Below are 20,697 nucleotides of genomic sequence, written 5' to 3' on the forward strand. Positions count from 1 at the left end.
CCTTTTTATTTTTGACTCAGGATCTTTTACCGGCCAGCGGGCCGCTTGGCTCAAGCTCTGGCCCACACGTAACAGCAACTTCAATAAATCGCCGTTGGTTGGCTGACATATCCCCAGCCAACCGGAGTGCTTCGAGATGTAGTTCAACAATCTGAAGAAGCTTTGCCTTTCGCTTTTTTGGGCTCATACGCACCTCGTGCGATTGGGTTGTTGATTTCGATGTTATTGACCGTTCACAGAAATGACAAGCCGGTTGGTGTGGTCGAATTCGAACCCCAGTTTCCGGTAGTAAAAAACAACATTCGGATCAGGATCCTGAATCTCGATTTCTTTGCATCCTAGCGCTCGCGCATAGTGATCTGCGACAAGCAGAGCAATTGGCGCGATCCTGCCGCGAAGCGGGTGCGCCCTATCCGGATGCCCTTCCAACAGAACAATCTTTAAGCAGATAGAGCTTGCGCGCGGGGTCGCATAGCACATGCCGCAAAGAGTCTGTTTGTACCATATCGCCAAATCCAGACCTTTCGCATCTTTACTTTTCCAGTCTGCAACGTCATCCCAAGGGAAAACTGTTGGCCCCTCCCAGAGAAAGTATTGCTTTATCGCTGCTGGGGTAATTGGCTCAAACTTGACCGCTGCTGCATCAATATTTGGGATTCTCGGGGCAATGTCCTTGAGAAAGAATTTGTAGGCGATCTTTCGCGAGTTTGATCTGAATGTCTGGTTACGAAGATCCGTTGCTTTGCCTTTTCTTCTCATTGTTTTCATCTGTTTGGATCTGGTCGCAGAAGATAGCCAGCAGAGAGGGGGCAGCGAAATCAGACGTGGCGGACGCGTTTTGTAGGACGTTACTTCTGTGAGTGGAGGATTTCGGAGTAGGAGGGGTGGAGATAACGAAGACACAAAAAAGGTCATTTCAGTGGTATCGCTGAAATGACCTTTGGTGAGGTTGCAGCGCAAAAATTCAGATCAATTGCAGAGCCTTTCTCCACCATGAGTTCACAACCGTGCGGTTTGCCTGTTCTCGCTCCGTCACCATGTGTGGCACATCTTGCAACCGTATCCACGGCTGATTATTCCAATGCAACAAACTCAACGTCATGTCCGGCCAGTTGAGCAAGCTGAGGTGTGGGCGTTCGCTTGTGCTGGGGTGTTGGGCGTCGCGCAGGGTGGGGATGACCTGGTGGGTGAGCCATTCGCGCAGGGCTCGGTATTCGGGGCAGTAGTGGTAGACGAGGAGGGCGTAGATGCCGGATTCGCTGATCAGCAGGGTGTTTTCGATCTGGTTGTGGATCAAGGTTTTGTGGGTTTGGTATTGGTCGGGGTCGAGTTTTCGCAGCATGCGTTCGTTGAGGTAGATGTGTAGCAGGCGACTCAGGTCTCGGGCGCAGAACCAGGGTTGGTTCTGGATGAGGAGGGCGTGGAGGGGGAGTTTGTGGCGGGTGAAGATGTGCGGGGTCAGATAAGTCTCTTCTTGATTCATTGTGCAGTTCCTCTTGCTTAAGGGGCTGCCCTCAATCGTCGCCAAACGATTGGGTGGCAGTTGTACGCGGGTTGGCGAACCGGAGCAAAAGGAACCCGGCAGACCCGAAGGTCTCCCACGCACAACCGCCATGAAACGATGTGGCGGTAAATGTAGCCGCCATCATGGTTGTCGTGCGCCTTAAGCTGTTCGGGTCGCCAAACCCGGTGCTGAACATTCAGCATCGGATGAGCTTAGAAACCTGGGCTTTTCGGCGCAATCGGACGGCGGTGGTGCAAGTTGTAGGAAGTTGCCGAGAAGATTGAAGGGGTGGAGATCAAAAGATCGCAGCCTTCGGCAGCTCTTACAGGGGGAGCGGATTATTCAGCGGGCGGCGTCAGCTTGGCTTCCATCTCGGCAACCTTGGCTTCGAGACTCTCAAGTCGGGCACGAGTGCGCGCCAACACAACCATCTGGCTATCAAATTCTTCACGGCTGACCAGGTCGAGTTTGCTGAACGCACTCTGCAGCAGCATCTTGAACTGGCTTTCGATTTCGGCTTTCGGCAGCGGGGTGTCGCCGCTGAACAGGCGGGAGGCGGTGCCGCTCAGGGCGTCGAGGAAGTCTTTGGGCGCGAGCATGGTGGATGTCCTGGAAACAATGGCCGGCAGTGTATCACGCAGTGTCTATAGTCAATCTCGTGGTCAGGGATGCACGCTTTTCGCGCAGGCGGACGGATGGCGACGCACCGTTGTTGTGCGTATCCGGATGGCGTTTTGCACGGGATGGCTTGCGGCAGCGGCCAAGGGATTGAAATCAGGGGATTTTGGCGAGATGGCAAGGTTTCTGCTTAGTCACCTTCGACCCATGCACTGATGCAGTCGCTGTGACGAATGCAGTGCGGCAGACGGAGCGGGGAGTTTCGTCGGCAGCGGTTAGCTGGCGTCAGTCGGGCAGGTACGGCCGACGATGCGTTACAAAGCCAGGCACTGCGCTTAGACTTGAGTCGGGTTTGTTTTCCTGGGGCAAGTCCACCAATTCGGGAGAGAGTTTTCATGAAGCTAGTCACTGCCATCATCAAGCCGTTCAAGTTGGACGACGTGCGCGAGTCGCTGTCCGAAATCGGCGTGCAGGGCATTACCGTTACTGAAGTCAAAGGCTTCGGCCGGCAGAAGGGTCACACCGAGCTGTATCGCGGCGCGGAATATGTGGTCGATTTTCTGCCCAAGGTGAAAATCGACGTGGCCATCGACGACAAGGATCTGGATCGGGTGATCGAGGCGATCACCAAAGCGGCCAACACCGGCAAGATCGGTGACGGCAAGATCTTCGTGGTCAATCTGGAACAGGCGATCCGCATCCGTACCGGCGAAACCGATACCGACGCGATTTAACCGCCGCCACAAACCCCAACGCCCCAGGAGAAAACAATATGACTCTGCGTAAATTCGCAGGGCTAGGAGCCCTGTTGTCTATCGTAATGCCCGGCCTTGCTATGGCGGCAGACGAAGTGGCGGCCCCGGTCCTCAATTCCGGCGACACCGCCTGGATGCTCACCTCGACAGCCCTCGTGCTGTTCATGACCATCCCCGGCCTGGCGCTGTTCTACGGCGGCATGGTTCGCTCGAAAAACATTCTTTCCGTGATGATGCAGTGCTTCGCCATTACCGGTCTGATCAGCATCCTGTGGGTCATTTATGGCTACAGCATTGCGTTCGACACCACCGGCATGGAGCAGGGCGTCGTCAACTTCAACTCGTTCTTCGGCGGCATGGGCAAGGCGTTCCTCGCCGGTGTCACGCCTTCGAGCCTGACCGGCCCAGCGGCGCTGTTCCCTGAGGCGGTGTTCATCACCTTCCAGATGACCTTCGCGATCATCACCCCGGCGCTGATCGTCGGTGCGTTCGCCGAGCGGATGAAGTTCTCCGCGATGCTGATCTTCATGGGCGTCTGGTTCACCCTGGTTTATGCACCGATCGCGCACATGGTCTGGTCCGGCAACGGCGGCCTGATGTGGGACTGGGGCGTGCTCGACTTTGCGGGCGGCACCGTGGTGCACATCAACGCCGGTGTGGCCGGTCTGATTGCCTGCCTGGTATTGGGCAAGCGCAAAGGCTTCCCGACCACTCCGATGGCGCCGCACAACCTCGGTTACACCCTGATGGGCGCGGCGATGCTGTGGGTCGGCTGGTTCGGCTTCAACGCCGGTTCCGCTGCGGCGGCCAACGGTACCGCCGGCATGGCGATGCTGGTCACTCAGATCGCTACCGCCGCCGCCGCGCTGGGCTGGATGTTTGCCGAGTGGGTCACCCACGGCAAGCCAAGCGCGCTGGGCATCGCCTCGGGTGTGGTGGCCGGTCTGGTCGCGATCACTCCGGCTGCCGGCACCGTGGGCCCGATGGGCGCACTGGTCATCGGTCTGGCTGCAGGTGTGGTGTGCTTCTTCTGCGCCACCACGCTGAAACGCAAACTGGGTTATGACGATTCCCTGGATGCCTTCGGCGTGCACGGTATCGGCGGTATCCTCGGCGCGATCCTCACCGGTGTGTTCGCAGCTCCTGCTCTGGGTGGCTTCGGCACCGTCACCGATATCGGTGCGCAAGTGTGGATTCAGGTCAAAGGCGTGGGCTTCACGGTGATCTACACCGCGATCGTCACCTTTATCATCCTCAAGGTCCTCGACGCCGTCATGGGTCTGCGTGTGACCGAGGAAGAAGAGTCGGTCGGCCTCGATCTGGCACAACACAACGAACGCGGCTACAACCTGTAAGTACGCGCATTAAAAACTTGCCCGGTTCGCCGGGCATTTTTTTGTCTGGAATTTGTCGCAGAGAGAACAGCTGAAAGGATTTTTCGTACGGCTTTGGTCGTGTTTACGACGAGCGTTTTTCTGCGGCCAATGGCTTACATCATTGCAGGAATATTAGGGCCTTTGTTTTTTCCCAGAGCGCGCTAGAATGCGCCCCGAACGTGCGGAGAACTGTATGTGGCAACAGACTCTGATAACCCTGCGGGCACGGCCCCGGGGCTTTCATCTGGTAACGGACGAGTTACTCGCTGGCCTGCCTGAACTCAGGGAGTGCCGGGTCGGTCTGTTGCATTTGTGGCTGCAGCATACCTCGGCGTCGTTGACCATCAACGAGAACGCCGATCCGGCGGTACGTCGCGACTTCGAACGATTTTTCAATCGTCTGATCCCACAAGGAGCAGACGGCTATGAGCATAACGACGAAGGCCTGGACGACCTCCCGGCGCACTTCAAGGCCAGCGTGCTTGGCTGCCAGATCAGTCTGCCGGTTTCGGCAGGTCGTCTGGCACTGGGGACTTGGCAAGGCGTTTATCTGGGCGAGCACCGTGATCATGGCGGTGCCCGAAAAGTCCTCGCCACCTTGCACGGTGAAGGGGCATAAACCGTTGGTCACCAATGGTTACTGATTTTTTAACGGCGACTTTCGACAGTTGCCAAAGCTGGTCTATAACTAATCTGCTTTTCGCAAGTCATGAGGTAGAACATGAGCGACGATGATCTGGAAAACGACGACCTCGAAGTAGGCGACGAAGACGAGGCCGAGGAAGGCTTGGAAGCAGCAGCGGAAGACGTTGCTGACGACGATGGTGGCGACGATACGCCGGCCCCGGCTGCCAAAGGCAAAGCCAAGGCTGCGGTGTCGGTAGATGAGTTGCCGAGCATTGAAGCCAAGAACAAGGAACGCGACGCCCTGGCCAAGGCCATGGAAGAGTTCCTGTCGCGCGGCGGCAAGGTTCAGGAAGTGGAGGCCAATGTGGTCGCCGATCCTCCGAAGAAGCCAGACAACAAGTACGGTAGCCGCCCTATCTGAGGCGTGCCGCTTGCTTGCTGAAAAAGCCCGCCGTCGCTGCGGGCTTTTTCATGCCCGGTATCCGGACGCGCAATGATCCCCCTGTAGGAGTGAGCCTGCTCGCGATAGCGGTGTGTCAGTCAACATAGATGTATCTGACATTCCGCTATCGCGAGCAGGCTCACTCCTACAGGGGAACTGTGTCAGTTCGAGGTGGCATTCCAGCGTGCGAGTACGGCTGGCAGATCCGTGAGGCTACGGATTTCAGCATCCGGCAAACGATCCGCTTCCCAGACCTTACCCGCCGGGTTGAACCAGATCGCCCGCAACCCGGCCTGCTGCGCGCCGGCAATGTCATCACCCGGATGATCGCCGATATGTACGGCGGTTTCGGCCGTGGCGCCGCCGCGCTGCAACGCCTCGTGGAACAGGCGCGCATCCGGTTTGGCGATGCCGATATCTTCGGCGCACAACGCAAACTTGAAGTAGTCCGCCAGACCCAGCCGACGCACATCGGCATTGCCATTGGTGACCACGCCAAGCGCATAGTGATTGGCGAGAATCTCCAGCACCGGTTCGACTTCAGGGAACACTTCGATCTGATGCCGCGCATGCAGGAACACTTCAAATCCCTTGTCGGCCAAGTCGGATGCTTCGCCATGGGCGTACCCGGCGTCTTCCATTGCATGAAACAACACCCGCCGACGCAGCGCGCTGATCCGATGCTTGAGGCCCGGCTCGTTAGCCAGTACACGCTCACGAATCGCCCACAAATGCTCCACTGGCACGGCGCCCAGGTTCGGCGCATGTTCGCTCAGCCATTCGCGCAATACCGCTTCGGCGCTGACGATCACCGGGGCGGTGTCCCACAGGGTGTCGTCGAGGTCGAAGGTGATCAACTGGATGCTCATGAATCATCGCCTTTCATGCGTTTGGCCCGTGGGTGGGCACTGTCGTAGACCGCCGCCAGGTGCTGGAAGTCCAGGTGGGTGTAGATCTGCGTGGTCTTGATGTCGGAGTGGCCGAGCAATTCCTGCACCGCGCGCAGATCCTGCGAGGATTCCAGCAAGTGGCTGGCGAAGGAGTGCCGCAACATGTGCGGGTGCAGGTTCTGCCCCAGCTCGCGCTCGCCGGCCAGTTTGACCCGTACCTGAATCGCTCTCGGGCCGAGGCGCCGACCTTGCTGGCTGACGAACACGGCATCGTCCGCCGGGTGGGTCATGGCCCGCAGTGGCAGCCATTGTTCAATCGCTTCGCGGGCCTTTTTACCTACCGGCAACAGACGGGTTTTGCTGCCCTTGCCGAGCACCTGAACCATGCCATCGGCGAGATCGAGTTGATCGAGATTAAGCCCGGTCAGCTCGGAAAGGCGCAAGCCTGAAGAATAGAAAAGCTCAAGAATTGCCTGATCACGCCGCGCGAGAAAATCGTCCTCGACCGCACCTTCAAGCAGTTGCAGCGCACGATCGGTGTCGAGGGTTTTCGGCAGGCGACGTTCGCCTTTCGGCGGCGCCAGACCGGTCGCCGGATCATGGTCACAAAGGCCTTCGCGATTCAGATAGTGGTAGAGCCCACGAACCGCCGACAGCAGCCGGGCGAGGCTGCGCGAGGATTGACCTTGCGCATGCAAACGGGCGATCAGGCTGCGCAGGCGCTGAATATCCAGCGCGGCCCAGCTGCCGATGTTCTGTTTGACGCACCAGCCGAGGACTTTGTCGAGGTCGCGGCGGTAGGCCGACAGCGTGTGCGGCGACACCTGTCGCTCACTGCGCAGGTGTTCGCAGTAAGCGTCCAGTTGCCGTTCCATGTTCAGCGTACCGAGCGCAGGGAGCTGTTGACCCGTGGCAGCACGCGGCCCATGACTTCGGCGATGTAGCTGAGGAATAGCGTGCCGACCGAACTCTTGTAGTGCTGCGGATCACGGCTGGCGATTGCCAGAATGCCGTGGATGCCTTGATGGCTGACCGCAACCACGGCGGTAGAGCCGATCTGCTTGCGCTGTTCTTCGCCGAAGAGGAAGTCCAGTTCGTGCTCGCGCAGGCTGCCGCTGACGCTTTTGCCTTCGGTGAGCAAGCCGCCGATGGCGACTTGGGCGTCCGCGTGGCTGACCCAGCGACCGACCGGTGCCGGGTTGTCACCGAGCAGGATCAGGCTGACAAAAGGCACCTGAAAGTCTTGACGCAGACTGTCTTCGACGCTGATCACCACGTCTTCCAGGCTGGCGGCGTCCATCAGGGCGAGGATCAGGCGACGGGTCTTGTCGAACAGGCGATCGTTGTCGCGGGCGACGTCCATCAACTGCGAGAGGCGGTGGCGCATCTCGATGTTGCGATCGCGCAGAATGGTCATCTGCCGCTCGACCAGCGAAACGGTATCGCCACGCTGGTGAGGAATGCGCAAGGCGGGCAGCAGTTCTTCGTGCTCGACGAAGAAGTCCGGATGTGCCTCGAGGTATGCGGCAACCGCTGCCGCCTCCAGGCTCTCGGACGCTGATTCGTCGGACTGTCGGGCGGGTACCTGAGGCTTATCGGTCATGGTTTCTGCTCACTCAAAGACGTACTTGTCCTTCGTATACACGCACTGCCGGACCGGTCATCAGCACCGGTTGGCCAGGGCCTGCCCATTCAATGGACAGACGCCCGCCGGGCAGGTCGATCAATAGCGGCGAATCCATCCACCCCTGGCTGATCGCAGCGACAGCCGCTGCGCACGCGCCGGTGCCGCAGGCCTGGGTTTCCCCGGCGCCACGTTCCCACACGCGCAGCTGCGCGCGGTTGCGGTCGATGACCTGGAGAAAACCGACATTCACTCGCGCCGGGAAGCGCGGATGGTGTTCGATTTTCGGCCCCAGTTCATGCACCGGTGCGCTGTTGATGTCCTGCACGCGCAGCACTGCGTGAGGGTTGCCCATCGACACGGCGGCCAGTTCGACGGTGGTGCCGTCGACTTCCAGCTGATAGCTGATGGCTTGCGCTGGCGCGTCGAACGGAATATCCGCTGGCACCAGACGCGGGGCGCCCATGTTTACGCCGATCTGGCCGTCGTTACGCACGTCCAGCTCGATGATGCCGCCCTTGGTCTCGACGCGGATCTGCCGTTTCGCGGTCAGACGCTTGTCGAGCACGAAGCGGGCGAAGCAGCGCGCGCCGTTGCCGCATTGCTCGACTTCCGAGCCATCGGAATTGAAGATCCGATAACGGAAATCCACGTCCGGGTTGCTCGGCGCCTCAACGATCAGCAACTGGTCGAAACCGATGCCGGTGTGGCGGTCGCCCCATTGCTTGGCGTGCTTTGGCTGAATATGCGCGTGCTGGCTGACCAGGTCGAGAACCATGAAGTCATTGCCCAAGCCGTGCATTTTAGTAAAACGCAGCAGCATGGGTTACTCCGGCAGCAGGCTTTCGCCGGCAAACAGCTCAGCCACGGTTTCGCGGCGGCGCACTTCAAAAACCTGATCACCGTCTACCAACACTTCAGCGGCACGGCCACGGGTGTTGTAGTTGGAGCTCATCACAAAACCGTAGGCACCGGCCGAATGCACGGCCAGCAGGTCGCCTTCTTCCAGCGCCAGTTTACGATCCTTGGCGAGGAAGTCACCGGTTTCGCAGATCGGGCCAACGATGTCGTATTTGCGCGCAGCGGTGTCACGCGGTTTGACCGCGGTAACGTCCATCCACGCCTGATACAGCGCCGGGCGGATCAGGTCGTTCATCGCCGCGTCGACGATGGCGAAATCCTTGTGTTCGGTGTGCTTGAGGTACTCGATCTGAGTCAGCAGCACGCCGGCGTTGGCAACGATGAAACGGCCTGGCTCGAACACCAGCGCCAGATCACGACCGTTGAGACGCTCGCGCACGGCTTTGATGTAGTCGGCGGCCAATGGCGGCTCTTCATCGCGATAACGCACGCCCAAACCACCACCGAGATCGATGTGGCGCAGGTGAATGCCGCAATCGCCGAGACGGTCGACCAGATCCAGAAGGCGGTCGAGCGCGTCGAGGAACGGTGGCAGCGTGGTCAGTTGCGAACCGATGTGGCAGTCGACGCCAACTACTTCCAGGTTCGGCAGATGCGCGGCACGCACGTACACGTCTTCGGCGTCGGCAATGGCGATGCCGAACTTGTTCTCTTTGAGACCGGTGGAAATGTACGGGTGGGTGCCGGCATCGACGTCCGGGTTAACCCGCAGCGATACCGGTGCACGAACGCCCAGCTCGGCGGCGACCACTTGCAGGCGTTCCAACTCGTCGGTGGATTCGACGTTGAAGCAGTGCACGCCGACTTCGAGGGCGCGACGCATGTCGTCACGGGTCTTGCCGACACCGGAGAAGACGATCTTGTCCGGGCTGCCACCAGCGGCGAGAACGCGTTCCAGCTCGCCACGGGAAACGATGTCGAAACCGGCGCCGAGGCGGGCCAGGACATTCAGTACGCCGAGGTTGGAGTTCGCTTTGACGGCAAAGCAGACCAGGTGCGGCACGCCGGCCAGTGCATCGGCGTAAGCCAGATACTGGGCTTCGATGTGTGCGCGCGAGTAAACATAGGTGGGCGTGCCGAAACGGTCGGCGATGGCTGACAGCGCCACCCCTTCCGCGAACAGCTCCCCGCCACGGTAGTTAAAAGCGTCCATGGCGATCCCTTAGTAAACGTCGTGCTTGTGTGCTTTCGAAGCAGGCTGCTTTTGCGAAGACTGGGCTTGCTCGGCCGGGTCCTGATCATCATCGGGCAGGTACAGCGGGCCTTTTTGACCGCAGGCCGAAACAAGGCAGGCAACCGCGACGAGCGCAGCAAGGGAAGAGATCAGGCGCTTCATGGCGAAATCCTTGAAAATGCGTTAATTGCGCCGGAGTATACCGGCCACCCGGCGGCTTGCCTATGCGATGGGGTTCCCGTCCGGCGGGGCTCTCTGGATACACCTGGATCCTTGTGGGAGCGAGCCTGCTCGCGATTGCGGTGTGTCAGGCAACAATAATGTTGAATGTGCCGGTCATTCGCGAGCAGGCTCGCTCCCACAGGGTTCGGTGTTGCTGGGCCGGCAGGTGCTTGGTCGTTAATCTTTGCAATCGGCCGGCAGCGTCCGTATCTTTCGGCGCTTGTGCCTGATCAGACATTTTTTGAGGTTGCCGCAATGAGTTTGTCCGAAGCCCGTTTTCACGATCTGGTCGATGAAACCCAGGAAAAACTGGAAGACATCTTTGACGAAAGTGATCTGGATATCGACCTGGAGAGCTCGGCCGGTGTGCTTACCGTCAAGTTCGAAAACGGCTCGCAGCTGATCTTCAGCCGCCAGGAGCCGCTGCGTCAGCTGTGGCTGGCGGCGGTGTCCGGTGGTTTCCACTTCGACTACGACGAAGAAAGCGAGCGCTGGATGTGCGACAAGAGCGAAGAGCAACTGGGCGAAATGCTCGAGCGCATCGTCAAGCAACAGGCTGGCGCTGAATTCGACTTCGAAGGTCTGTGATTCCGTGACCGACACCGCTCCTGTTCGTCCACCGAAGCCGCTTTACAGCAACATCAGCCCGGCCGTGCCTTCGCCATGCAGTGGCGTGTGTCGGCTAGATGAGCAAAAGGTCTGCCTCGGCTGCTTCCGCCATGTCGAAGACATTCGCGAATGGCGTTCGGCGGACGATCAACGCCGCCGGGTCATCTGTGCCCAAGCCGCAGACCGCCGCAATTCCTCAACGTAGGGGCTGGCCGGGTGGGTGACTTGTATATTTTTTGAGCTGTGATAGTGTCCGAACACGCCTCAACCCATCGAGGCCTGGTGAAAACCCCGTCTTTTTTGGCGGGGTTTTGCTTTTTTTGTGTGCAGAAGAAAGGAGTCTGCCCGGATCATGACCGCACCTTCCATCACCCTTACCCGTCTGGACGTGCAACGTCTGGAGCGCTTGATCGACAGCCTGAACGATAAAGACCAGGCTGCGCCGGGCGTGATTGCGCTGCAAACCGAGCTGGACCGCGCCGATACCGTGGTCGGCCACGATGAAGTGCCCGCCGATGTCGTGACGATGAATTCCCGTGTGCATTGCCGCGAAGAAGGCAGTGGCAAGGATTACCACCTGACGCTGGTCTATCCGAAGGATGCCAACGCCGATGAAGGCAAGATCTCGATCCTGGCCCCGGTCGGCAGCGCGTTGCTGGGCCTGAAGGTCGGTCAGCACATTGACTGGCCGGCACCCGGTGGCAAGACCCTCAAACTGACTTTGCTGGAAGTCGAATCGCAACCGGCCAACGGTGGCGCGTTTCCCGAGTAACCCGCCTCAGACCTGTTCGAGTGCCTCGTTCAGGGCGCGCTCCAGGTCAGCCTTGTAGCGCAGATACAGATTGCTTGAACTCTGCCCGTCACCGAGCAGGCCCGAAAGGTCGAGGTCGGTGATGTAGCAACGATAGCGTTCGCTCTCGCGGCGCTGCTCGACGATCTCCCGGGCGACCACGCTGAACAGCTGGTCGCCATGTTCCAGTTCGCTGAATTCCCGTTGATTGCAATACAGGGTGACCTGCACTTCGCCCGGTGCGGCTTTGCCGACGATCGCCTGTACGTCGTAGAACGGCTTGTTCACTGGCGTCTGCGGTGCCGGCCGCGCTTCGACCCGGCGCGCGCGCCCCGGACCCGAAGGCAATAACTGGTAATACAAAGTTTCGAGACGGGCATCGGGGCCGGCGTCCATCGACAGCACGGCTTCGCGACGGAACAGAATCGACTGCAAGAAACGCTGCAGCGGTACCAGCAGACTCTGCTCGTCGTGATAGGGCAAATGTTGCTGCCACAGCGCATTGAACTCATCCAGCACATACAGCTCGGCCTGCTGCTCGGTGATCCGGTAGAACACCTGGATGCATTCCGGCTGACCCATCGGCAGGATCAATGCGAGGTCGTGCTCCTCCAACGCCATCGGGTCCAGATGCAGCGGGCTGTAGCGCGGCTGTTCCTCGCCAAGATAATCGAGCAGGGCCGGCAGGGTGGCGAGGGCGACGTGGTTGACCTGGCCCGGCACCAATTCCAGTACGTGGTAATGCTGCTGCACCTGAATCAGATAGCGGTGATTCAACTCGCTGAGCAGCAGGTTCTGCGCGGTGTCGATGATTTCTTCTACCCGGCGGGCAATGAACTGCGCGCGGTTGTGGCAGAAGCAACGCACCTTCAACGACGGCTGCAAGGCCCCGCGCGGCAGATTGTTAAGGTAGTCGCGCAGGCAATCGAGCAGGGCATGCGGGCCGTCGAAGCGGCTGACCAGTACTTCGTTCCAGCTATTGAGCGTGACCTGATCCAGCGTCAGCACGAGGTTTTCGCGTACCCCGGCGTAACTCAGCGAGTCGGTACGCTCGGTGGTCATCAGGATATTGAGGTCGCGGTGATGCTTGAGCGGGTCGACGCCGACGTTGACCAGAATCAGCACTTCGCTCGGCACCGCGGCGCGCAGCAACGGTTCTTCCGCGACGGTGGGCAAGGGCAGGGCGATGCACTGTTGCAGGCTGCCGAGCAGGTTGAACAGTTCGAACTCGCTCAGGTCGCTGGTGCCGGGATGCAGGGCCAGACGCGTGCTGCTGTCGATCACGCCGTTGCGGTGGCACCAGGTCAGCAATTCAAGCAATTCGCGGCTGCGCTTGATCGGCGCGAAGTGTTCCCACTCCAGCGCCGTGAGGCTGCCGTTGTACAGGCCCCACTGGGTTTGTCCCGGTTCCTTTTTGTTACGCGACTGCACCAGCGTCAGGGTGTCTTCGGCCAGATCCGGGGCGATGCCGGGGTTGATGAACTCGACCTTGTCGGCCTTGCGTTCGAAGGCGGCATAGAGCCGGCGGCCGAGCACATTGAGGTCACGCTTGTTGATCAGGCTGACGGTCTGCTCGGTGCGGGCAAACTGGGTGAGGAAGCGATAGCTGTAGTTCAGCTCATTGACCAGCGCGCGGCGCTCGGCGCTGACCTGACGGACTTTCCACTGGCTGCGGCTATCCAGCAGGGTCAGTTGTCGCTGATCCCAATGCCACTCGCTGGCAAGCCGTTCCAGCAACGTGCGTTGCCAGCTCTGGGTGCGGCTGTTGCCGGTGAGCTTGCGGTTGACCTTCAGGTACAGCGCGCGGCGCACCAGTTCCAGCCGCTCCGGCTCGTTACGCGCGGTGAGGTATTCCTCGATACGCCGGTACACCACCATGTACGGATCCAGTTCATCCAGATCCAGCTGGTTGGCGAACACGGCTTTCTTGAAGCGCAGGCTCAGGCATTGCACTTGCGGGTGTTCGCTGGCGTAGACCTCGGTCAGCAGCAGTTTCAGTACCGACTTGTAGGGCGACTCGATGCCTTTGAACAACTGCCACAATCCGGCACCAATGAACTCGCCCGGCGGAATCGTCGCCAGATGGCCAAGGTCGAGGGTTTCGTCGGCGCGGATAAAGCGCTTGGACAGCAGGGTGTGGGTGTAAAGGTCGTAGGCGGTTTCTTCGTAAACCGGCACCAGCCACCAGATCGGCGTGCGTCCGGCCAGCCAGATCGCGGTGCGGTAGAACTCGTCGAGTAGCAGATAGTGTTGCGTGGACCCGCAGTTTTCCGAGCTGAGCTGGGTGTCGCGTTCGCCTTTGACGAAGCGCACCGGGTCGATCAGGAAAAAATGCGCCTCGGCGCCCTGACTCGCGGCCCAGGCTTCCAGCAACTGACATTTCTTGCTGAGCTCGGCGAGTTCGCTTTCGCTCAGATCCGGCGCGTGGCAGACCCACACGTCCATGTCGCTCTGATCGGCCTGCGCCAGCGTGCCGAGGCTGCCCATCAGGAACAGGCCATGAATCGGGCGCGGTGGATTACTGCCGTGGCGCGGCTTGTAGGAGAACGAACGGGTCAGGCGCTGGGCTTCGGCGAGGGTGTTGGCATCCGGCTCGTAATTCGACAGGCCGGCCGGTGTACTGCCCGAGACATAACCCGGCAGCAGCGGATGGTTGACATGAAAGAACAGCGGCAACAACGTCAACACGCTCTGTTGACGTGTCGACAGGCCTTCGAGGGCGCGGCCGAGGCGACCTTCATTGAGTTTGAGAAAACGCGCGCGCAGCTGGTTGAGGACCTTGCGGTCGATGCCTTCGTCCAGGTCGGGGCGGATTTCGTGGGTGCGCGTCATGTCAGCTCAAACCGGCTCGAAGGCTCGGATGTAGAGGGTCTCGGAATGTCAGGCAGTTTAGCCTTAGCGCAGCGGGACTTTTAAGCTGAATTTGTTTTTTGACGTCAGATTTCTATCGCGGGCGACCGGGCAGGCCCGCGGAAATCCCGTGGCAGGAGTTCCCGTGGGCAAAGTCAGGGGGGATCAGGCGGTTTCTTGCTCTCTCAGAATGGTCAGCACGGTTTGCACATTTTGTGCGGCATCGCGACCGAGGCTGGTCAGATACCCGCCATCGGGCTGATCGGTCAGATCTTTTTCAAAGAGGCGTTTGGCGGCAGAAATATGTTTCGGGGCAGCGGTCTGATGAATTTTCAAACCTTCCTGGGAACTGTCCAGGGGAAAGAGTGCGAGGACTTCCAGTTCGGCAACCAACTCAGGGGTAAGCGACATAAGGACTCCAGACTTTCTAGGAATTGGACGACAGCGTCCCTAAGGTGAACCCGCTTTTGCGGCATGTCCAGTGCTCAGATCAGGGATTTTGTCTTGAGGCGGATTCCAGTGTAGTCGGGGCCGGGGAGTTGGCTGGATGGATACGTTACAAACATTGTAGGAGTGAGCCTGCTCGCGATTAGCGGAGTGCCTGTCAGCATATTCTTCACTGACAGAACGCTATCGCGAGCAGGCTCACTCCTACAGGATCGGGGTTACTGCTTTTCCGGTGGCAGTTCCGGCAAGGCGCGCAGCGCCGCTTCGTACCATTCAGTATCAAATGCGCGGTCTTCATCAAGCATCGCGTCAATCTCGTAGGCCAGTACATGCGCCATCAGGTTGAGGATCTCTTCACGCTCAGTTCCGACCAGTGTCAGCTTGTTGAAAGTCGCTTTGGCCGCTGGCGGGTTGTCGCTTTCGATCTGGTTCTCGATGGCTTCGATCAACGTAGCCTCGGTGAACTCTTCTTCGTCGTTGTCGATGTCTGTCGGCTCGCTCATGGCAGGCTCCTCATGGAAAGGCGCCAGTTTACCCGCATTCAGCGGGGTGATGCTGCTGGCGCGATTCGCTTGCACGATCTATAAACAGGCCCTGCCCACCCCGCACGGCCTGGAGGCTATGTGATGTTCAAGCTCTACGGATTCTCAGTCAGCAACTACTACAACATGGTCAAGCTGGCGCTGCTGGAAAAAGGCCTGCCGTTCGAAGAGGTCACGTTCTACCCGACGCCTACCCCTGAATCACTGGCCATCAGCCCGCGCGGCAAAGTCCCGGTGCTCGGTGTGGACGCCGGCTTTATCAACGAAACCGCGATCATCCTCGAATACCTCGAACAAACCCAGAAAGGCACACCGCTGTTGCCGAGCGATCCGTTCGAGCGCGCGCAGGTGCTGGCGATTGCCAAGGAAATCGAGCTGTACATCGAGCTGCCGGGACGCGCCTGCTATGGCGAAGCGTTCTTCGGCATGACCCTGCCGGACGCGATCAAGGAAAAGACCAAGACCGAATTGCTGCTGGGTTTTGCGGCGCTGGGCCGGCACGGCAAATTCGCCCCGTACGTGGCGGGCGACAGTCTGAGCATTGCCGATTTGTATTTCCTCTACAGCGTGCCGCTGGCCTGTGCGGTCGGGCAGAAGCTGTTCGGGATTGATTTGCTGGCGGAGTTGCCACAGGCGAAGGCGCTGCTGGAACGGCTGGAGCAGAATCCGCATGTGCAGAAGATTGCGGCGGACAAGGACGCGGCGATGCCTGCGTTTTTGGCAATGATCGCTGCCAAGAAGTGAGGTTTGTGGTGCGTTGAAAGCAGCTATCGCGAGCAGGCTCACTCCTACAGGGGAACGCATTCCAATGTAGGAGTGAGCCTGCTCGCGAAGCTTTTGGCTTTTGGCTTTTAGCGGCTAGCGATCAGCGTCTGACCGCGTACCACAGCAGCCTTGACCTGCGCCGGCGCAGTGCCGCCGATATGGTCACGGGCATTCACCGAGCCTTCCAGGGTCAGCACGGCAAACACGTCCTGCTCGATCTGATCGCTGAACTGGCGCAATTCTTCCAGGCTCATCTCGGCCAGATCCTTGCCAGTGTCGACACCGTATTTCACGGCATGGCCAACGATCTCGTGGCAATCACGGAACGGCAGGCCACGGCGCACCAGATAATCCGCCAGATCGGTCGCGGTGGAGAAACCACGCAGCGCCGCTTCACGCATGATCGCGTGCTTCGGTTTGATCGCCGGGATCATGTCGGCAAAGGCCCGCAGCGAGTCGCGCAGGGTGTCGGCGGCGTCGAACAGCGGCTCTTTGTCTTCCTGGTTGTCTTTGTTGTAGGCCAGCGGTTGGCCCTTCATCAAGGTCAGCAGGCCCATCAGTGCACCGAATACGCGGCCGGTCTTGCCCCGCACCAGTTCCGGTACGTCGGGGTTTTTCTTTTGCGGCATGATCGAGCTGCCGGTGCAGAAGCGGTCCGGCAGATCGATGAACTGGAATTGCGCGCTGGTCCACAACACCAGCTCTTCGGAGAAGCGCGACAAGTGCATCATCGCGATGCTCGCGGCCGAGCAGAATTCGATGGCGAAGTCACGATCGGACACGTTATCCAGCGAGTTGCCGCCGACGGCGTCGAAACCCAGCAGTTGCGCGGTGTATTCACGGTCGATCGGGTAGGTGGTGCCAGCCAGCGCGGCGCTACCCAGTGGCATGCGGTTGGTGCGCTTGCGGCAGTCGACCAGACGCTCGTAATCGCGGCTGAGCATTTCGAACCAGGCCAGCATGTGGTGCCCGAAGGTCACCGGCTGCGCGGTCTGCAAGTGAGTGAAGCCGGGCATGATGCTCGCCGCTTCGCGCTCGGCTTGCTCCAGCAGGCCTTTTTGCAGGCGGGTGATCTCGGCGAGGATCAGGTCGATTTCGTCACGCAGCCACAAGCGGATGTCGGTCGCGACCTGGTCGTTACGGCTGCGTCCGGTGTGCAGCTTTTTGCCGGTGACGCCGATGCGATCGGTCAGGCGTGCTTCGATGTTCATGTGCACGTCTTCGAGGTCGATGCGCCAGTCGAACTGACCGGCCTCGATTTCGCCCTGAATGGTCTTCAGGCCATCGATGATGCTGTCGCGCTCGGCATCGGTCAGCACGCCGACCTTGGCCAGCATGGTGGCGTGGGCGATCGAGCCCATGATGTCGTGGCGATACAGGCGCTGGTCGAAAGTGACGGAGGCGGTGAAGCGGGCGACGAAGGCGTCGACGGGTTCACTGAAGCGGCCGCCCCAGGACTGATTGGTCTTGTCAGTGCTCATGAATTCGCTCGTATCGGCTTGAAGAAAAAAAGGCGTGAAACGCTGGCGCGGATAATAACAGGGTTGCCAATCCTGTCGCTGACACTGGTCGATACGTTTTTTTCTCATTGTGTGCGCCATAGTTGACGCTGGCCCCGGAGGTTTTGCGCAACGATATTTTTCGATTGAGCAATATCGGCCCGGCAAGCGTCTACAGTTGGACATAAGGGTCGGTGAGACTTGGATCGGGCAAAGATCTGGCCGCCGACTATAAGAAGAGGGGATGGGTGTAATTGTCCTTCGACAATCCCCGTGAAAAACGCAGAAACAGCGGGCTTTGAGCAGTACGACCCGGACACTGGCAAATATTGCTGGCCGACGTACGGCACTTTTTGGCGCTCGGGCTAGTCTTAGCGTGGATCGCGGTGACGGACGTCACTTCACCTGTCTACGCTATCCTTGTGCGAGACTCACGCAGGAATCCAGCGCAATATGAATGTCCTGATCGTTGATGACGAACCACTTGCTCGCGAGCGCCTCAGCCGAATGGTGAGCGAGCTCGAGGGCTACACAGTTCTGGAGCCCAGCGCCACGAATGGCGAAGAGGCGTTGGCACTGATCGACAGCCACAAGCCGGATATCGTGCTGCTCGATATTCGTATGCCGGGCCTGGATGGCCTGCAGGTTGCTGCCCGTCTGTGCGAACGCGAAACGCCGCCGGCCGTGGTGTTTTGCACCAGCCCCGATGAATTTGCCGTGGAAGCCCTGCAGGCCAGCGCCGTGGGCTATGTGGTGAAACCTGTGCGAACCGAACATCTGCATGACGCCCTGAAACGGGCTGAACGTCCCAATCGGGCGCAACTCTCGGCCCTGACCCGTCCCGCTGCCGAGAGTGGCTCCGGCCCGCGCAGCCATATCAGCGCCCGCACCCGCAAAGGCATTGAACTGATCCCGCTGGATCAGGTGGTCTACTTTATCGCCGACCACAAATACGTGACGTTGCGTCACGAGGCGGGCGAGGTGCTGCTGGACGAACCACTCAAAGCTCTCGAGGACGAATTCGGCGAGCGCTTCGTGCGTATCCATCGCAACGCGCTGGTCGCCCGTGAGCGTATCGAACGTCTGCAGCGCACGCCGCTGGGGCATTTCCAGCTGTTCCTCAAAGGTCTCAATGGTGATGCGCTGATCGTCAGCCGTCGGCATGTAGCCGGTGTGCGCAAAATGATGCAGGGCTTGTAACCCGGTCATTCCGGGTGGCTCCAGCTCCTTATTACCGGGCACTGCAGGCCAGGGAGGCCGCGCCGACTCTGATTCAAGTCAAAGTGGATTTGGCTGAGCTGTTATTATCCGCCGTATCTATTCAGTACGGATTGATCCATGTCCTCTCGCGAAATCCGCATCGCCACCCGTAAAAGTGCGCTGGCCCTCTGGCAGGCCGAATACGTCAAAGCCCGTCTGCAAGCGGCCCATCCGGGTTTGCTGGTGACGCTGGTGCCCATGGTCAGTCGCGGCGACAAGCTGCTCGATTCGCCCCTGTCGAAAATCGGCGGCAAGGGCCTGTTCGTCAAAGAACTGGAAACCGCGCTGCTGGAAAACGAAGCCGACATCGCCGTCCACTCGATGAAAGACGTGCCGATGGATTTCCCTGAAGGCCTCGGTCTGTTCTGCATTTGCGAGCGCGAAGATCCGCGTGATGCCTTCGTTTCCAATACCTATGCCAGCCTCGATGCGTTGCCTGCCGGCGCGATCGTCGGCACCTCGAGCCTGCGTCGTCAGGCGCAATTGCTGACTCGCCGCCCGGACCTGAAAATCCGCTTCCTGCGTGGCAACGTCAACACGCGCCTGGCCAAGCTCGATGCCGGCGAGTACGACGCAATCATCCTCGCGGCGGCCGGTCTGATCCGTCTTGGTTTCGAAGACCGCATCACCTCCGCGATCAGTGTCGATGACAGCCTGCCGGCCGGTGGCCAGGGCGCGGTCGGCATCGAATGCCGCAGCGCCGACACTGAAATCCACGCCTTGCTCGCACCGCTGCATCACGCCGATACCACTTCGCGTGTGACCGCAGAACGTGCCCTCAACAAACATTTGAATGGCGGCTGCCAAGTGCCGATCGCCTGCTACGCCGTGCTCGAAGGCGAGCAGTTGTGGCTGCGCGGCCTGGTCGGTGAGCCGAGCGGTGGCAAACTGCTCAGCGCCGAAGCCCGGGCACCGCGCGCCGAGGCCGAAGCGCTGGGTGTGCAAGTTGCCGAAGACCTGCTGCGCCAGGGTGCGGATGACATTCTCAAAGCAGTCTATGGCGAGGCAGGTCACGAGTGACTGGCTGGCGCCTGCTGCTGACGCGCCCTGCGGAAGACTGCACGGCGCTGGCGCAGACGTTGGCCGTGCAGGGGGTTTTCAGTAGCTGTTTGCCGCTTCTGGACATTGTCCCGCTGCCGGTCTCTGACAAAATTCGTCGGGCGATCGCGCAGTTGCCGCGTTGCAACGCGGTGATTGTGGTCAGCAAACCGGCGGCACGTATTGCAGTGGATCTGCTAGACGGCTCGTCGTCGCTGACGATGCCTTGGTTCAGTGTTGGAGCCGCGACTGCGCAGATTCTTCACGATCACGGCCTCGACGTCAGCTTTCCGGCTGACGGCGATGACAGCGAAGCGTTACTGCAATTACCGCGTCTGCGTGAGGCAGTCAGTCAGCCCGGCGCGCAGGTATTGATCCTGCGCGGTGAGGGCGGGCGCGAACTACTCGCCGAGCGCCTGCGCGAGCTAGGTGCTAGTGTCGAGTATCTGGAATTGTATCGACGCGACTTGCCAGCCTATGCCCCGGATGAGCTGCCACGGCGGATCGCAGCGGAACGCTTGAACGGGCTGGTGGTCAGCAGTGGACAGGGTTTCGAGCACCTGCGCCAAATGGCCGGCGATGCCTGGCCGACAATCGCGCCGTTGCCGTTGTTTGTACCAAGCCCAAGGGTCGCCGAGCTGGCACGTGCCGCCGGGGCTCAAACAGTTGTGGATTGCCGCGGTGCGAGTGCCGCGGCTTTGCTGACGGCGTTACGGGAGCATCCCGAACCCGTTTTCTAATGCA

The 20,697-nt window shown here is 59.9% G+C and carries 24 protein-coding genes; 11 read left to right on the forward strand and 13 right to left on the reverse strand.

Annotated features, from left to right (window positions below; genetic code table 11):
• Positions 1-222: 222 nt before the first annotated feature.
• The 3 genes from KBP52_RS19500 to KBP52_RS19510 form a co-directional block, all read right to left on the reverse strand.
• Positions 223-768: an N-acetyltransferase gene (locus KBP52_RS19500; RefSeq protein WP_311196406.1), complete on the reverse strand. Its 546-nt coding sequence runs from the start codon at positions 766-768 to the stop codon at positions 223-225.
• Between the two features lie 196 nt (positions 769-964).
• Positions 965-1,483 (reverse strand): Bro-N domain-containing protein, encoded by a 519-nt coding sequence (locus tag KBP52_RS19505; RefSeq protein ID WP_116028494.1) that lies wholly within the window; start codon positions 1,481-1,483, stop codon positions 965-967.
• A gap of 359 nt (positions 1,484-1,842) precedes the next feature.
• Entirely contained in the window at positions 1,843-2,103 is a 261-nt protein-coding gene (locus KBP52_RS19510) for an accessory factor UbiK family protein (protein ID WP_007920416.1), read from the reverse strand.
• Between the two features lie 414 nt (positions 2,104-2,517).
• Here KBP52_RS19510 and glnK point away from each other — a divergent pair, with 414 nt between their 5' ends.
• The 4 genes from glnK (at position 2,518) to sutA (ending at position 5,301) form a co-directional block, all read left to right on the forward strand.
• Positions 2,518-2,856 carry a P-II family nitrogen regulator gene (gene glnK, locus KBP52_RS19515; RefSeq protein ID WP_002555808.1) on the forward strand — a complete coding sequence of 113 codons (339 nt, stop codon included), beginning with the start codon at positions 2,518-2,520 and terminating at the stop codon, positions 2,854-2,856.
• 38 nt (positions 2,857-2,894) lie between these two features.
• Positions 2,895-4,232, forward strand: a complete 1,338-nt coding sequence (locus KBP52_RS19520; protein ID WP_116028493.1) for an ammonium transporter — start codon at positions 2,895-2,897, stop codon at positions 4,230-4,232.
• 214 nt (positions 4,233-4,446) lie between these two features.
• A complete protein-coding gene (locus tag KBP52_RS19525; protein ID WP_077575016.1) occupies positions 4,447-4,872 on the forward strand; it encodes a secondary thiamine-phosphate synthase enzyme YjbQ in 426 nt (141 codons plus the stop codon).
• 102 nt (positions 4,873-4,974) lie between these two features.
• Complete coding sequence (gene sutA, locus KBP52_RS19530; protein ID WP_007920420.1) at positions 4,975-5,301, forward strand: transcriptional regulator SutA; 327 nt, start codon at positions 4,975-4,977, stop codon at positions 5,299-5,301.
• Positions 5,302-5,483: 182 nt separating this feature from the next.
• Here sutA and KBP52_RS19535 read toward each other — a convergent pair whose 3' ends face one another.
• From KBP52_RS19535 to KBP52_RS19560, 6 genes are read right to left on the reverse strand one after another with little or no spacing between them, the layout of a single operon-like run.
• On the reverse strand, positions 5,484-6,191 hold the full coding sequence (locus KBP52_RS19535) for an HAD-IA family hydrolase (protein ID WP_212620790.1): 708 nt from the start codon (positions 6,189-6,191) through the stop codon (positions 5,484-5,486).
• Positions 6,188-7,087 carry a tyrosine recombinase XerC gene (xerC, locus tag KBP52_RS19540; protein ID WP_116028490.1) on the reverse strand — a complete coding sequence of 300 codons (900 nt, stop codon included), beginning with the start codon at positions 7,085-7,087 and terminating at the stop codon, positions 6,188-6,190. The genes KBP52_RS19535 and xerC overlap by 4 nt, the downstream gene beginning before the upstream one ends.
• 2 nt (positions 7,088-7,089) lie before the next feature.
• Positions 7,090-7,815 (reverse strand): DUF484 family protein, encoded by a 726-nt coding sequence (locus KBP52_RS19545; protein WP_212620791.1) that lies wholly within the window; start codon positions 7,813-7,815, stop codon positions 7,090-7,092.
• Between the two features lie 13 nt (positions 7,816-7,828).
• Positions 7,829-8,659, reverse strand: a complete 831-nt coding sequence (gene dapF, locus KBP52_RS19550; protein WP_064389522.1) for a diaminopimelate epimerase — start codon at positions 8,657-8,659, stop codon at positions 7,829-7,831.
• A 3-nt stretch (positions 8,660-8,662) separates the two neighbouring features.
• A complete protein-coding gene (gene lysA / locus KBP52_RS19555) occupies positions 8,663-9,910 on the reverse strand; it encodes a diaminopimelate decarboxylase (RefSeq protein ID WP_212620792.1) in 1,248 nt (415 codons plus the stop codon).
• 9 nt (positions 9,911-9,919) lie between these two features.
• Positions 9,920-10,093 (reverse strand): lipoprotein, encoded by a 174-nt coding sequence (locus KBP52_RS19560; RefSeq protein ID WP_042561715.1) that lies wholly within the window; start codon positions 10,091-10,093, stop codon positions 9,920-9,922.
• 315 nt (positions 10,094-10,408) lie between these two features.
• On the opposite strand from KBP52_RS19560, the gene cyaY reads away from it, so the two are divergent.
• The 3 genes from cyaY to rnk all read left to right on the forward strand — a co-directional run bounded on the left by cyaY (position 10,409) and on the right by rnk (position 11,534).
• Entirely contained in the window at positions 10,409-10,741 is a 333-nt protein-coding gene (gene cyaY / locus KBP52_RS19565) for an iron donor protein CyaY (RefSeq protein ID WP_077575013.1), read from the forward strand.
• A gap of 4 nt (positions 10,742-10,745) precedes the next feature.
• Positions 10,746-10,967: a DUF1289 domain-containing protein gene (locus KBP52_RS19570; protein ID WP_137218495.1), complete on the forward strand. Its 222-nt coding sequence runs from the start codon at positions 10,746-10,748 to the stop codon at positions 10,965-10,967.
• Between the two features lie 147 nt (positions 10,968-11,114).
• Positions 11,115-11,534 carry a nucleoside diphosphate kinase regulator gene (rnk, locus tag KBP52_RS19575; protein WP_016985881.1) on the forward strand — a complete coding sequence of 140 codons (420 nt, stop codon included), beginning with the start codon at positions 11,115-11,117 and terminating at the stop codon, positions 11,532-11,534.
• Positions 11,535-11,540: 6 nt separating this feature from the next.
• Here rnk and KBP52_RS19580 read toward each other — a convergent pair whose 3' ends face one another.
• From KBP52_RS19580 to KBP52_RS19590, 3 genes are all read right to left on the reverse strand, one after another.
• Positions 11,541-14,384, reverse strand: a complete 2,844-nt coding sequence (locus tag KBP52_RS19580) for a class I adenylate cyclase (RefSeq protein WP_212620793.1) — start codon at positions 14,382-14,384, stop codon at positions 11,541-11,543.
• 183 nt (positions 14,385-14,567) lie between these two features.
• Positions 14,568-14,813, reverse strand: coding sequence for a TIGR02647 family protein (locus tag KBP52_RS19585; protein ID WP_008084565.1), 246 nt, complete (start codon positions 14,811-14,813; stop codon positions 14,568-14,570).
• Positions 14,814-15,067: 254 nt separating this feature from the next.
• Positions 15,068-15,352, reverse strand: a complete 285-nt coding sequence (locus KBP52_RS19590) for a hypothetical protein (RefSeq protein ID WP_122596690.1) — start codon at positions 15,350-15,352, stop codon at positions 15,068-15,070.
• Between the two features lie 123 nt (positions 15,353-15,475).
• Here KBP52_RS19590 and KBP52_RS19595 point away from each other — a divergent pair, with 123 nt between their 5' ends.
• Positions 15,476-16,135 (forward strand): glutathione S-transferase, encoded by a 660-nt coding sequence (locus KBP52_RS19595; RefSeq protein ID WP_212620794.1) that lies wholly within the window; start codon positions 15,476-15,478, stop codon positions 16,133-16,135.
• Positions 16,136-16,242: 107 nt separating this feature from the next.
• Here KBP52_RS19595 and argH read toward each other — a convergent pair whose 3' ends face one another.
• Positions 16,243-17,637 carry an argininosuccinate lyase gene (gene argH / locus KBP52_RS19600; protein WP_077575009.1) on the reverse strand — a complete coding sequence of 465 codons (1,395 nt, stop codon included), beginning with the start codon at positions 17,635-17,637 and terminating at the stop codon, positions 16,243-16,245.
• Positions 17,638-18,108: 471 nt separating this feature from the next.
• On the opposite strand from argH, the gene KBP52_RS19610 reads away from it, so the two are divergent.
• From KBP52_RS19610 to KBP52_RS19620, 3 genes are all read left to right on the forward strand, one after another.
• Entirely contained in the window at positions 18,109-18,855 is a 747-nt protein-coding gene (locus KBP52_RS19610) for a LytTR family DNA-binding domain-containing protein (RefSeq protein ID WP_077575008.1), read from the forward strand.
• Positions 18,856-18,993: 138 nt separating this feature from the next.
• The gene (hemC, locus tag KBP52_RS19615; protein ID WP_212620795.1) at positions 18,994-19,935 is read left to right on the forward strand and encodes a hydroxymethylbilane synthase; all 942 of its coding nucleotides are present in this window, start codon (positions 18,994-18,996) and stop codon (positions 19,933-19,935) included.
• Positions 19,932-20,693, forward strand: a complete 762-nt coding sequence (locus tag KBP52_RS19620) for a uroporphyrinogen-III synthase (protein ID WP_212620796.1) — start codon at positions 19,932-19,934, stop codon at positions 20,691-20,693. Before hemC ends, KBP52_RS19620 begins: the two co-directional genes overlap by 4 nt.
• Positions 20,694-20,697 lie beyond the last annotated feature (4 nt).

The organism is Pseudomonas sp. SCA2728.1_7, from assembly GCF_018138145.1.
GTDB lineage: Bacteria > Pseudomonadota > Gammaproteobacteria > Pseudomonadales > Pseudomonadaceae > Aquipseudomonas > Aquipseudomonas koreensis_A.